Consider the following 12,509-nt stretch of genomic DNA (forward strand, 5'->3'; position numbering starts at 1 on the left):
AAGCCTCATCTTCCCAGCTCAGAGGGCACTTTCGCGTTTCCGGTCAAGATCCGGACACGGCGGCAAGTGAAACGCGCAGGCTAATGATGTTGTCAAGCCGGGACTGTGACCGGGAGTTCGCGTTGGAAACACCGTCCGTCACGGATCAGGGCCCACAGGACGTTGACCCGTCGGCGGGCCAGGGCGAGGACCGCCTGCGTATGCCGCTTGCCTTCGGAGCGTTTGCGTTCGTAGAAGCGGCGGGACGCGTCGCAGTTGCGGATGCTGATCAGCGCGGAGGTGTAGAAGACGCGCTGCAGGCCGCGGTGGTAACGCCGGGGGCGATGCAGGTTGCCGCTGACGTTGCCGGAGTCCCGGGGCACCGGAGCCACGCCTCCGAAGCTGGCCAGGCGGTCGGAGCTGCCGAAGCGGCTCATGTCGCCCGCGGTGGCGGCAAGGAACTCGGCGCCCAGGAGGGGGCCGATGCCGGGCATGCTGGAGATCACTTCGGCGAGCTCGTGTTCGCGAAACCGGGCCGCAATGAGCTTGTCGATCTCGGCGATCTGCTCGTTGAGGCTCATCACCTCCTTCGCCAGGGTGTGGATCACCTGGGCGGTGATCTTCTCCCCGGGGACGGCGGTGTGCTGGCGCCCGGCAGCTTCGAGGGCGGCCTCGGCGAGGGCTTCGGCGCTGCGGACCTTGCGGTTCCTGAGCCAGGTCTCCAGTCGGCTGCGGCCGGTTCGGCGCAGGGCGGCCGGGGTCTGGTAGCCGGTCAGGAGGATCAGCGGGCCGACGTTGCCGAGATCCAGTACGCGTTCCAACGCCGGGAAAATGCTGGTGAGTTGGCCACGAAGGCGGTTGATCCGGCGGGTGCGGTCCGCGTTGAGGTCGGCGCGGCGGTCCGTGAGGATCCGCAGTTCGACGGCCCGTTCGTCGTCCGGCCGCAGGATCGTCAGGTCCCGTCGCATCCGGGCCTGGTCGGCGATGACGGTCGCGTCCTTGGCGTCAGTCTTGCCCACGCCCCGGTAGCCGGCGGATGCCCGGTTGACCGCCAGGCCGGGTATGTAGACGAGCTGCTGCCCGTGGTTGAGCAACACGTTGATCAGCAGAGTGGCCATGCCGTCGGCGACGTCGACCGCCCACACCACGTCCTCGTCGATCGCCAGCACATCGGCGAGCAGAGCCAGCAGCTCCGGCTCGTCGTTCAGCACCCGCCGCGACAGCAGCCGCTTGCCCTCGGCGTCAAGGACCACGCAGTGATGGTGCGTCTTGCCGATGTCCGTACCCGCCCAGATCTGGGCCACCTGTTCCTCCGGTCGTTCGATATGCGTTGTCCTCCCGGACGACCTCGCCAGCGTGGTCCTACTCAGCGATGCACCCGCAGGGGCTCGCAGCTCCTAATCAGCGGCCGAGTCGTCGTGAGACACCGGGCGGCCAGGTGGCGGGAACCATCGAGGGCAACCCCCTGAAAGCCACACCCGGTGTCTCTGGGCCTCTGGACCTTACGACGGCCCGTCCAACCCACGAACAACGTAGGACCCCCTGAGAAGCCGTTGTCTTTCCGAATGTGATCGCTGCGTTTTCGCTGCTCAGGCATGATGCCGACGGTTCTGCGGCAGGGACGACACGTCGTGTTGTTTCGTCGGGGAGGTATGCAGGTGCCGTCGGTGATGGGGATGTTGGAGGCTCGGGAGTCGGCTGCCCGGGTGCGGGTGGAGGAACTGCGCGCTGAGGCGGACCGGGTTCGGGCCGAGCTGGCAGAGGCGGAAGCGGTGCTGGAACGGCGGGTCGTCGCGCTCAGGGAACTGGCCGAGGCTCTGGCCGCGGGTGCTGTGCCGCAGGAGCCGGTCCGGCCGGCACCGGTTCCGGCCCAGGTGAAGGAGCCCGTGGCCGGTTCGGTGGTACCCGAGCGACGCGAGGGTGTCACGGCTCAGGTGCTTGCTCCCGAGTACCGGAGGCTGCTGGCCGTGCTGGAGGCCGGCAGCGCCGGGGCGGGGCTGCGGGCGAAGGACCTGGCTGCCCGGTTGGGCCTGGAGCTGGTGCCGGCGAAGGTCGAGGGTGTGCGGGTCAAGGCAAAGCGGCTGGTCGCGCGGGGCTGGCTGGTCGAGGACCGGCCGGGCCTGTTCAAGGTAGCGTCGCACACGCTCGGCACGGTCGGCCGCGTTGCCGTACACGTGCGCGAGGCAATCACACGGCCGGGCGGGCGAGTTGGACGCAGCAAGCAACGACACGGAAGACTGCTGCACCAGGGCCTCCTGCTGCTCATGGACTTCGACACCCACGAGCTGTGCAGGAGGCCCTGCCTCCATGCCCGGCAAGCATCGGAGGAAGAAGATCCGGAGCCGATCCGCCCTGAGCGGCACCTCGCCCTATATATGGGCGGTGGTATCGCCGCCTTCCTCGCCTCGCTCGGCGGACGAGGACGCCACGCCGTCCGAAAGCACCGCACGGCCACCGTCACCATGACAGCCGCGGCCTCCGTCGCTGTCGTCGGCGCCTTCGCCCTGACGTCTGGTCAGGGCGCAGCCCCGACCACCGTCCCCTCCACCACCGCCGGACGTGCCCCAGGCCGACAGGGGCCCGGAGGGGGTTAGGACGACAACGTGGGCAAGGACGAGGGTCCGGCCTACGACCCGGCCGACGAAGGGCCCCTCATCGGCGCAGGGACGGCCGGTGCCACCGGCCACCCGCTCGGCTCTCGCCCCGAAGAGGAATCCGCCAAGGCGTCGCCGGCGCCCAGCACCAGCAGCTCGGCGTCCTCCGACGACGGCGAGGGCGACCAGGAACCTGGCAACGGCACCTCTCCGGAGGAGGGCAGTGCTCCCGCCCCCGGCTCTTCGACCCCCGGAGCCCCGGCCCCGAGCAAGCCGCCGACGGCTCCCGCGCCGACCCCCACGAAGCAGGAGCCGACGCCCCCCTCAGAAGCCGGATGACGGCGGCACTGCCTGTGTCCACCTGCCGCCGCTCCTGGACCTGTGCCTGCTGTAGCTCAAGACGCCCGGGGTGAGCGTCAGTGCGAACGAGACCTCCCGCACCCGGCGAGGACGCCGCTGGCACTTCGGGCGAGCATCGGGCGAGCTAACGATCATGAGGAAAGCAAAAAGGCCCCCGCCGACACGGGGCCCGCCTGTTGTTGCAGGTCATATGGGTGAACCTGCGGCGTGTCACTGTGGGGCGGGTGGGACTCGAACCCACGGCCGACGGATTATGAGTCCTTTTCGGATCTTCCGATCCGTCCCCGCTCTTACCTCGATCTTCCTATAACCACAGGTCAGGGGGACTTGGTTGTTCTGGCTCTGTGCCGGTCTTCCTGATCCTTCCGGGTCCTTCCGTCCCCTGCGTGTCCCCTGAAGGTCCGCGAGCCTTCCCGTGGGAGGAGCCTGGGACACACGGTGGGACGGCTACGGCGCCGTAGCCGCCCCCGCTCACTGGCCGAGGTCTGCCAGCAGGTCGTCGAGTACCGTCTCCTCCTCGATGCGCACGCCGAGTTCGGTGAGGGCCGCGGGCAGGTCCGGGTCCCACCCGGCGGTGGTCGACGTGCCGGTCAGGGGCGAGGCCAGTGGGGTGGCGGTGACCGCGGTGCGGTAGTCAGTGGCACGGTAGCGCCAGGGGTGCCAGGGGACGTGGCGCAGCAGGGCGGAGGCGATACGCAGGCCGCCCCAGTCGAAGTCGCCGTGATAGCGCAGTGTGGTTCCGTGGGCGTGCAGGTGGCGCAGCAGGGTGAGGGCGGCGGCCGAGGGCTGACCCTGGAGGCAGACCAGCGGCGGGCAGGCGGCGCCCAGGGTGTCGGCCGCGGTGGCCAGGACGGCCGGGTTCTCGCAGACGCGGACGACGGCGGGCGCCGTGCGCGGCGGGTGCCGGGTGAGCTGCCGTAGCGTCAGGACCGCCGGTTCGCCCTCGTCCGCCGACCAGTCGAGGGCGGGGGAGCCGCGCAGGCACAGGGTCAGGACCGTGGCGGACAGGGCGTCCTTGAGGAGCCCCGCCGACGCCCATGCCTCGCGGCGCCACTCGGCTCCGCTGCCGTCCGGGAAGCCGGTCAGCGCGCGGACGCCGGACAGGACGAGGGTGGCGAGCGGGGTGCCGTCGTCGAGGGCGTGCGCGTCGCCGAAGGTGCTGGCGGCGAAGGCGGGCAGGGACACGGCGGGCTCGGCCGGCAGCCGGCGCAGGGCCTCGGCCGTGTCGCCCAGCAGGCTCTTCGCCGCCTGCGGGGTGCGGGCGAGCCGGCGGGCGAGGCCGTCCCCGCGCAGCCGCTCGGCCCAGTCGGCCAGTTCGGGCCTGTGGGTGGGGATGAGCTCGTCGAGCGGGTCGAACGCGTCCCGCCAGGCGCGCTCCTCCCGCTCGCGTACGTCGGCCAGCCGGGCGACGGGGCCGGTGAGGGCGGTGACGGCCGCTGCCAGACCGTCGGGGCTGACGCCGGAGCGGCGCAGGACGGCGTCCACGGCGTCGAGACGGACGTTCAGCGCGCGTCCGGCGCCGGGGGCGCGGCCCAGCAGCCCTTCGACGGCGGCCCGTTGCCCGGAGGTGGGGGCACCCAGGGTGACCGGGCCGGTGAGGGGTTCGTCCCGCGCCATACGTCGGCGGACGCGATCCACCAGCCAGGCGAGGTCGGGGCCGCCGAGCAGCCGGGTCAGGCGGTCGCGATCGACGGGGGCCGCGGGCTGTCGGTGGGTGCCGGTGTGCTCACTCATGTCGCCCTCGCTCAGGCCCTCTCGCTCATGGCCACAGGCCGTCCTGTGCGTCAGCCGCGGCCTGCGCTGTCTGCGGGCCGGTCTGCCTGTCGGACCGCGAGCCGGTCTGCGCGGGGATGCCTCCCGTCAGGCGACTCGGTTCCCTGCCCCTGACCCGTGCGGTGCCGTCCCACTCCCAGCGGGTCACCAGGACGGCCGGGATCTCGTCGACGCGGGAGAGCTGGGCGATGGCGATGCCGGGGACCTGTGGGTAGCAGGCCCATTCGCGTTCGGAGGTCATCACCACGTCCAGATCGAAGGCGTGCAGCAGGCCAAGGCACTTGGCGCGGGAGTCGTCGTCGACCCCGGCGAACGCCTCATCCAGGGTGACCAGCCGCGGGGCGTTGGGCGCGGCCGTGGCGTAGTGGGAGGAGGCCGCGGCGAACAGCGGCACGCTCACGGCCAGGACGCGCTCGCCGCCGGAGGCCGGCCCGGTGGCGGGAACCCATTTGCCGTGCTGGTGGCGTTCGATGCCGAACTCGTGCCAGGCCCGGTAGTCGAGGGCCGCGGTGAGCACCTCCAGCCAGCTGCCCGCGGTGTCGTCGGCCTGACGGCGGGCGATCTCGGCCTGCAGGAACTCGCCGACCGCGGCCCGGTCCTCGGCCGTCCAGGCGTCGGCGGACTGGCGCAGCCGCTCGCGGGCCTGCGCAAGCCCGGTCGGCGCCTTGCGCGAGGGGCGCCACAGGAGCCGCAGTCTCATGCCGGTGGAGGTGGGCCGCTCCCGCAGTTCGGCGTTCATGGCCCGCACCTGGCGCTCGGCGGCGCCGATCAGCTCCTGCAGGGTGCCGGCGGCCTCGGTCAGCAGGTGGGTCTCGAGGATCTCCCGCTCGTGCGCGGACAGGATGCGGGTCAGCTCGGCGACTTCCGCGGCGAGGGCCTCGGCGAGGTCGGGGACGGCACGCGTACGGCCCTGGTAGACGATCTCGACGACCATGGCGTCCTCGGTCATCCGGGCCGAGGCGCTGTGGCCGCCCCGGGAGAGCGCGTCCTGGAGCTTCTTGTACTCCTCGCTGAGCCGCTTCTGCACGCGCTCCCAGGCGCCGTCGGAGTCGTCGGTGCCGGACAGGTCGCTCTCGATCGCGCGGGCGAGCGCGATGGCCGGGGTGGCGGCCCAGGGCCCGGCGGCCATGTCGGGCAGGGTCACCTCGGGCAGGGCGACGGCGAGCAGCCCGGTGGCCGCGAACCGCTGGAGTGCGGCGATGGCCTCGGCGCGGGCCGCGGTGGCCTCGCGGACGTCCACTTCCAGGCGTTCGATGTGACCGAGTGCCAGGTGGGCGCGCCGGTCTGCGGCCGTGTGGTCCTCGCGTGCCCGGCGCTGCTCGCGGTCGCAAGCGGTGAGCGCGTCAGCGGTGTCGGCCAGGCGCCGCTCCAGTTCTGCCACCGCGGCGCCCACGGTGGAGCGCAGGGTGGCGTGGCGCTCGTCGGCAGCTGCCGCACAACGGGACGTCTCCTCGGCCCGCTGGGCCAGCTCCGCCACCCTTTCCCCGGCCCGCTCGGCTTCCGTGCGCTCGTCGGCCAGGGCCCGTGCCGCCTCGGTGCGCTCACGCAGCGCGGGCCACAGGCCGGCCAGAACGGCGGTGTGGTCGGCCAGGGCCTGGCGGACGGCGGCGAGGTCTGCCCGGCTCGCGGGCAGGTTCACCGCAGCGGCGGTGTCGGCGAGTTCGGTGGCGGCCTCGGCCTCCTGCCGGGACGACTCAGTGAGTTCGGCGGCGCGTTCATCGCGGCGGGCCCGGGCCCGGTGGGCGGCGTCCGAGGCCGCGGCGGCGAGGGCGTGCGCGTGGCGCAGGGCGGCGTCGTCGGGGACGCCGGTCAGTTCGGCGTCCAGGGTGCCGCGCCGCCGGGCGACCGTGGCGCGTTCGGCGTCAAGGCGTGCCATGTCCGCGGCTGATGCGGCGAGTTCACCGTGCAGGGCGGTGATCCGGGCGCGGCGGGCCTCCTCGCGGGCGCCCTCGCCGACGTACACGGCGACCTGCTTCGTCCAGGTGCCGGTCAACGCGCCGACGCGGAAGCGGCCGTCCGCGCTCACCCAGGTGTCACCGCCCGAGCCGAGGCCCACTCCGGAGAGGAGGTGGGCGACGGTCTGCTCGCCCACCGCCGCGGCCTGGGGATCGCCGTGGTCCACGGCCGGGCGGAGCACGTCGGCGAGCGTGTTCCCTGCGAGCGGGCCGGCGGGAGACAGCAATACGTCGTGCCCGTCTGCGCGCAGGGCGGTACCGTCCGGGCGCACCCAGGCGTCCAGGAGCCCGGACGCCTCCAGCGCGGCCTCCAGACCGGCCCGTTCACTGGCAGTGACATGGTCCCGGAACTCCACCAGCCGCCACAGGGGCGCGCCCGAGACCTGCTCGCGCAGCCCGGGGGTACGGGTGTGCGGCGCCGCCGGCCCGCGCTGGCCACCCGCCTCCAGCTCGGCCAGCTCCCGCTCGGCCTCGGTGCGCCGGGCCTGCAGACCGGCCAGTTCCTGCCCGAGGACGGCTGCCTGGTCGGCCAGGTGCGCCGCCCGTGCGCGATGGGCCTGACCGGCTGCCTCCCGTGCCGGGTATGAGCCTTGGCAGTGGGTCACCCAGTCCTGCAGTGCGTCGAGCAGCCCGGCGGGGTCCGGGACGGCGAGTTCGTCGCAGGCGTCCAGGTGGGCGCGGACGCGGGCGACGAGGTCCGCGCCCGCCGCCTCGGCGGCTTCCTCCGCCTCGGCCTGCCGCCGGGCGGTGTGACCGGCCTCGGTCTCGGCCTCGTCTAGCCGGCGGGCGGCGGCGCGCCGCTCGGCGGCGGCCCGGTCGGCGCGGTCCGCCAGCTCCTCCACGTGGTCGATGGTGCGCCGCCTGCGGTCCACCGACTCCTCGGCGACACGCCGCAGTTCGGCCTCCGGCACCCCGTCGGTGCGCGGCGTGCCGTCGAGGCGGGCCGCCGTGGCCGTGTCCCGGGCGCGCCGGACCATGTCGGCGACGCTCGCCTCGGCCGCCGCGAGGCGCCGCTCGGCCGTGCCGAGGCGCCCCAGGGCCCGGGTGTGCGCCTGGGCCGCGTCCTGACGGTCGGACTCGGCTCGCCTCAGTTCCTCGGCGGTACGGCGCGCCTCGGCCGCCGCCTGCTCAAGCTCCCGGGCACTGCGCATCTCGGGACCCTCGCGCAGCGCGGCCTGCTGTGCCTTCAGCCGCGTGGCGGTCTCCTCCAGTTCCGCGATCCGCCCGGCCGCCGCCTCCCGGTCCGCCTCGGCCTGCTCCCGCTCGGCCCGGGCCTGGGCCAGGTCGCGGTGCAGCTGCTCGTAGCGGGCGTGCTCGCTGCGGGGCAGCCGGGCGCGGCGGCGGGCGGCGGCACGGGCGTAGCGCCGGTAGTGGTCCAGGAAGGCGGAGGCGGCCCGCTCGGCCTCGCTCGCCGCCCGCAGTTCCTCCTTCTCCTCGTCCAGGGAGCGGAACGCCTCGGCCACGTCGGCGATCACGGCCTGGTCCATGGGCGGCAGCGCCTCGGTCAGGGCGCGGGACAGGGCGGCCTCGTTGGGCCGTTTCGACAGCTGCGGCTGGCGCAGCTGGATGAGCAGGTCGACCAGGGCGGCGTAGCGTCGCTCGCCGAGGCCGAACAGCACCTCGTCGACCGCGCGGCGGTACGCCGTGGCCGTGTCGTACACCATGCCGTGCCCGGCGACGGCCTCGGCGAGCCGGTCTCGCGACAGGGCGGTGCCGGTCGCGTCGAGCAGGCTCAGGTCCCGGCCGATGCGCTGGTCGGTGACCACGTACCAGTGACGGGCGATGCCGCGGCCCGCCACCGCCTTCAGCCCGCAGGCGAGGGTGCGGAAGTGGCTCTGTCCGGTGTCCTCCTCGACGCGGCCGAACTCGATCCAGGCGTAGCCGAGCCGCTCGGGGTAGGGGTGCTCACCGCCGAGCAGCAGGTTCCACTCCATGCGCTTGCCCGGGTCGGCGTCCGGCTCCACCCGGCGGGCCGACAGGTCGCCGTCCAGCAGGAACGGGAGCGTGAGGGCGAGGACCTTGGACTTGCCGGTGCCGTTGTTGCCGCGCAGCAGCAGGCGGCCGTCGCGGAACCAGAACTCCTCGGTGTCGTAGTAGAAGAGGTCGACCAGGCCGATGCGCAGCGGCCGCCACCGGCCGGGCACGGGGCGGGGCAGGGCCGTCACGGTTGCTGTGCCTTTCGCTGGGAAGTGCGGTGTGCGGGTTCCACGACAACGGTCTCGCCGACCGCGTACCGGGCGAGCGCGGGCAGCGCGGCCACACCGGCGGGTGTGCGCTTCACCAGGCCGAGCGCGGTCAGTCTGGCCAGCGCCTGCTCGACCAGTTCCCCCTCCGTGCCCGGCTGCTTGGCGCTCTTGGACCAGAACGCGCCGTGGACGGCGGCCAGTTCCCGCACCCGGTGCTCCAATGCACCCCGGCTGACCTCGCCGTCCGCGGCGGCGAGGTGCTCGGCGAGCAGCAGGGTGATGTGCCCGTGGGTGCCCTGTTCGGGCATGCGTACGTCGGTGAGGTCGTCGTGGGGATCGACCATGGCGACGCCCTCGGCCCGCACCTCCGCCACCAGGCCGGTCAGCTCATTGACGCGGGCGGTGAGGAAGGCGCGCTGGCGGGTCAGGTAGGCCAGCTCCTCGTCGGTCAGCTCGGCGTAGTACAGCACCGGGTCGTCGAGGAGACGGCGGGTCAGCTTCTGACGGATCGCGCGGAACCGCAGCTCGTCGCTGTCCAGGGCGCTCTCCGCGGTGAGTGCGTCCAGCCGCTCCTCGAAGCCGTCCGCGTCGATCAGTGACGGGCCGTGGCGGGCGGCCAGCAGTCCGGCCAGGACGCGGCGCTCCACGTCGTAGAGGACGTCGCCCGCGCCGCTGACGTAGGCGTCCTCGTCGCCGGCCACCCGGCGCAGGACCCCGTACCGCAGCAGCAGCCGTACCACGGCGGCGAGGTCCAGGCGCTCCTCGCGCCGCTCGAGTGTGAACCCCACGCCAGCAGCCTCCAGTTGTGGGTCGGCGGCATCGAGCACGACCTGTTCGGCGAGGCGGCCGAGCGCGATCTGGGCCTCCCCGCGTTCCAGCGCGGCCAGCGCCAGGCACAGCAGCACATAGCGGCGGCGGGTGAACGGCACACCGGCGCGGGACACCTCGCGCGCCGGGTGGGTCGCGTCGGCCAGGGTGCCGGGCGTCCTGCGCAGCCGGGCGGACTCCGCGTCCACCCGCAGCGACCAGCCGGTGTTGCGGTCGAACCAGTCGCGTAGTTCGGCGGCGTACCGGCGGACCAGGCGGTAGGCGTCGGCGCTCGGGCCGCGGGCGAGCAGCAGCGGCTCCTTCAGCAGGGCACGGGCGGCCTTGTGGAACTCGGCGGTGCGCCGGTTGTCCAGCACCTCACCCAGGGATGTGCTCATCGCGCCTCCTGCGCCGCCGTGTTCCGCGTGAGGTCGGTGATCTCGACGGTGTGGTCAGGCCCCCGGAACACCCCGCCCGGCGTACGGATCTCGGCCGTCGTACCGTGGCCGAGGGCGGTGAGGCGGATCTCCATCGTGCCGTCGTTGCTGGTCGCCACGGTGGTGGTCGTGCCGGGCCGCCAGGTGGCCAGGGCGTCGCCGAGCAGCCGGAGGAACAGCCCGAAGGCCGCCGGGTCCAGCTCGCCGAGCGCGGACAGGCGGGTGGTGCCGTCCGTCGCCAGCCGGGCGCGGGCGGCCGCGATCTCCTCCGCCTGTTTCGCGGCGAGCTCGGCCAGTTGCCGCCGCTGCTCGGACCGGCCCTGCACTCTGCGGGGCTTGCCGCGCCGCTCGTAGCTTCCGGTACGGCGCAGCTGCGGGCTGATCCGCAGTGGTTCAGCCTCAGCCCAGGGGGTGGAAGGGGCCACCGGACGCGCCGCGCGTTCGGCGAGGGTGTCGGCGTCGACGGTGAGATGACGGGCGGGGTAGAGGCCGAAGGCGGCGCGCCACAGCCGGTGCCGCGCACCGTCGTCGGGGGCTTCGGCGAACCAGCGGGCCAGGGTGCGGAAGTCCGCCGACCGGTCCGAGCGCCCGGCCCGCCGCTCGTTCAACTGCCGTACCACTGCAAGAAGTTGCGGGATCGCGCCGAGTGCGCGTCCGCGCAGCAGGCGGGCCTGGGACTCGCGGCCGTCCGCGGACACGAACCAGGCGGCGAGTCCGGCCCAGCGCCCCGCCCACCGCTCGTACGCCTGCGTCTCGGCGGTGTCGGCCTCGTCCGGAGCGGCATCGGCCGCCTCCCGCGCGGCTGCCAGCCGCAGCAGCAGGCCCACCCGGCCCTGGTCCTGAAGTTCCCCGATGAGCAGAGCGATCCGCCCGCCGAGAGTGATCAGGTCCTGGATGAACCGCTCCAGGTACTGGATCAGCCGGTCCTTGTAGGCGAGGAACACCTCCACCTCGACGCCGTGCAGGTCGATGGTGCGCTGCAGCGACCCCATGAACGCCCGCGCGTTCTCCGCCAGCGCCTCGAACCGGCTCGTCAGCGCGGACAGCGCGAGGTGTGCCTTGGCCGCGTCCGGTTCGTCCTCGGCGGCGATCACGAGCAGCGCCCGCAGGTGCGTGACGATGTCGTGCAGGGCCACCGCCTGAAGTGCTCCGCGCCGCCCCAGCGCCTCGTCGTACACGGACAGCGCCTGCTCGGTGGCTTCGCCGGCCCGGGTGAGCTGGTAGATGAAGCGTTTGCGGTAGAAGTCCTCGACCGCGGTGACCCGGGAGGTGTCCGGATCCGCCCGCAGATTGCCCCACCCGACGAGGCTGTCCAGCGCCTTGACGACGGCGTCCGGGCCGGCGGGGCGGTGCTCCGGCGGCAGCGCGGCGTGCACGTCCTCGGGCCGCAGATGCACCGCGAACCGTTCCTTGGCCGTCAGGAACACGCGCATCACCTGGCGGTAGAGGGCGGCGTTGGGTGCGGTGAGGTGGGCGAAGGGGGCGTACGGGGTCTCCGTGGAGGAGTCCGCGGATGTGGCGGCCTCGGCGGGGCCGACCGGTTGGGCAGGGCGTGACGTCATCGTCCTGACATTCTTCCCGATGAGGCCCCTCCAGCGGCAATCCCGGCCACGTCCTTCGCTGGGCTGCTAGGCGCAGGCAACTCGGAACGAGTGATACCCACCCGCCCCCAGGCATACCGGATCATATATATTGACACATGAGGCCGTATATACAAAGGGGTGTCATGAGCCGCACTGTGATCGATCTCGACGACGAGGCGCTGGAGGCCGCCGCCAAGGAGCTCGGCACCACGACCAAGCGCGACACCATCAACACCGCCCTGCGGGAGGTCACCGCCCGCTACCGGCGACTGCGCGCTCTCGGAGAAGCCCGCGAGCTGGTCGCCGAAGGCGCCCTGGATATCGACATCCTTCTCGACAAGAGCAAGTACCGGCCCACCGGCGGGCCGGACGGTGTCCGCGACGCAGGAGCGGATGAGTGACCGTCGCCGACTACCTGATCGACACCTCCGCCCTCGCGCGCGTCCTCCTCGGCCGGACCACGGCCGAGTGGGACGACAGGATCGGTGCGGGACTCGTCGCCCTGTGCGACATCACCGAACTGGAAGTCCTTTACTCAGCACGCTCGGCTGCGGACCGGGAGCGCGTCAAGCGCACGTTGAACGCCCACTACACCTGGTGCCCTATGCCCGACGGCATCTACCGGCGCGCACGCGTCGTCCAGGAACTGTTCACCGCCAAGGGCGAGCATCGCAGTGCCGGCCCCGTCGACCTGCTCGTCGCCGCTGCCGCGGAAGAGGCAGGGCTGACGCTGCTGCACTACGACCGCGACTTCGAGTCGATCGCCCGTGCGACCGGGCAGCCAGTACGCATGATCGACCTCAGGAACTGAGAAGCGCCGCCCGGCACGCAGTCA

At 73.0% G+C, this 12,509-nt stretch carries 9 protein-coding genes; 4 read left to right on the forward strand and 5 right to left on the reverse strand.

Features of this window, described 5'->3' with window-relative positions:
• Window positions 1-92 precede the first annotated feature (92 nt).
• The gene (locus OGH68_RS11115; protein WP_264241780.1) at window positions 93-1,283 is read right to left on the reverse strand and encodes an IS110 family transposase; all 1,191 of its coding nucleotides are present in this window, start codon (window positions 1,281-1,283) and stop codon (window positions 93-95) included.
• 366 nt (window positions 1,284-1,649) lie between these two features.
• Here OGH68_RS11115 and OGH68_RS36150 point away from each other — a divergent pair, with 366 nt between their 5' ends.
• Both OGH68_RS36150 and OGH68_RS11125 read left to right on the forward strand, forming a co-directional pair.
• Window positions 1,650-2,573 (forward strand): hypothetical protein, encoded by a 924-nt coding sequence (locus OGH68_RS36150; protein WP_319020195.1) that lies wholly within the window; start codon window positions 1,650-1,652, stop codon window positions 2,571-2,573.
• A 9-nt stretch (window positions 2,574-2,582) separates the two neighbouring features.
• The gene (locus OGH68_RS11125; protein ID WP_264243212.1) at window positions 2,583-2,912 is read left to right on the forward strand and encodes a hypothetical protein; all 330 of its coding nucleotides are present in this window, start codon (window positions 2,583-2,585) and stop codon (window positions 2,910-2,912) included.
• Window positions 2,913-3,404: 492 nt separating this feature from the next.
• Here the strand turns inward: OGH68_RS11125 and OGH68_RS11130 are convergent, their stop codons facing one another.
• From OGH68_RS11130 to OGH68_RS11145, 4 genes are read right to left on the reverse strand one after another with little or no spacing between them, the layout of a single operon-like run.
• Window positions 3,405-4,667: a TIGR02679 family protein gene (locus OGH68_RS11130; protein WP_264243213.1), complete on the reverse strand. Its 1,263-nt coding sequence runs from the start codon at window positions 4,665-4,667 to the stop codon at window positions 3,405-3,407.
• Window positions 4,668-4,692: 25 nt separating this feature from the next.
• Window positions 4,693-8,826 (reverse strand): TIGR02680 family protein, encoded by a 4,134-nt coding sequence (locus OGH68_RS11135; RefSeq protein WP_264243214.1) that lies wholly within the window; start codon window positions 8,824-8,826, stop codon window positions 4,693-4,695.
• Window positions 8,823-10,052 (reverse strand): TIGR02678 family protein, encoded by a 1,230-nt coding sequence (locus OGH68_RS11140; RefSeq protein WP_264243215.1) that lies wholly within the window; start codon window positions 10,050-10,052, stop codon window positions 8,823-8,825. The genes OGH68_RS11135 and OGH68_RS11140 overlap by 4 nt, the downstream gene beginning before the upstream one ends.
• A complete protein-coding gene (locus OGH68_RS11145) occupies window positions 10,049-11,653 on the reverse strand; it encodes a TIGR02677 family protein (protein ID WP_264243216.1) in 1,605 nt (534 codons plus the stop codon). The genes OGH68_RS11140 and OGH68_RS11145 overlap by 4 nt, the downstream gene beginning before the upstream one ends.
• A gap of 164 nt (window positions 11,654-11,817) precedes the next feature.
• Here OGH68_RS11145 and OGH68_RS11150 point away from each other — a divergent pair, with 164 nt between their 5' ends.
• Both OGH68_RS11150 and OGH68_RS11155 read left to right on the forward strand, forming a co-directional pair.
• Window positions 11,818-12,075 (forward strand): type II toxin-antitoxin system VapB family antitoxin, encoded by a 258-nt coding sequence (locus OGH68_RS11150; protein ID WP_264243217.1) that lies wholly within the window; start codon window positions 11,818-11,820, stop codon window positions 12,073-12,075.
• Window positions 12,072-12,485 carry a PIN domain nuclease gene (locus OGH68_RS11155; RefSeq protein ID WP_264243218.1) on the forward strand — a complete coding sequence of 138 codons (414 nt, stop codon included), beginning with the start codon at window positions 12,072-12,074 and terminating at the stop codon, window positions 12,483-12,485. Before OGH68_RS11150 ends, OGH68_RS11155 begins: the two co-directional genes overlap by 4 nt.
• Window positions 12,486-12,509: the final 24 nt, after the last annotated feature.

The organism is Streptomyces peucetius, assembly GCF_025854275.1.
Classification (GTDB): Bacteria; Actinomycetota; Actinomycetes; order Streptomycetales; family Streptomycetaceae; genus Streptomyces; species Streptomyces peucetius_A.

Bases quoted from the DNA above. Each gene is read 5' to 3' on its own strand.
- OGH68_RS11130 (WP_264243213.1), bottom strand. From the start codon at position 4,667: ATGAGTGAGCACACCGGCACCCACCGACAGCCCGCGGCCCCCGTCGAT.
- OGH68_RS36150 (WP_319020195.1), top strand. From the start codon at position 1,650: ATGGGGATGTTGGAGGCTCGGGAGTCGGCTGCCCGGGTGCGGGTGGAG.
- OGH68_RS11140 (WP_264243215.1), bottom strand. From the start codon at position 10,052: ATGAGCACATCCCTGGGTGAGGTGCTGGACAACCGGCGCACCGCCGAG.
- OGH68_RS11150 (WP_264243217.1), top strand. From the start codon at position 11,818: ATGAGCCGCACTGTGATCGATCTCGACGACGAGGCGCTGGAGGCCGCC.
- OGH68_RS11145 (WP_264243216.1), bottom strand. From the start codon at position 11,653: ATGACGTCACGCCCTGCCCAACCGGTCGGCCCCGCCGAGGCCGCCACA.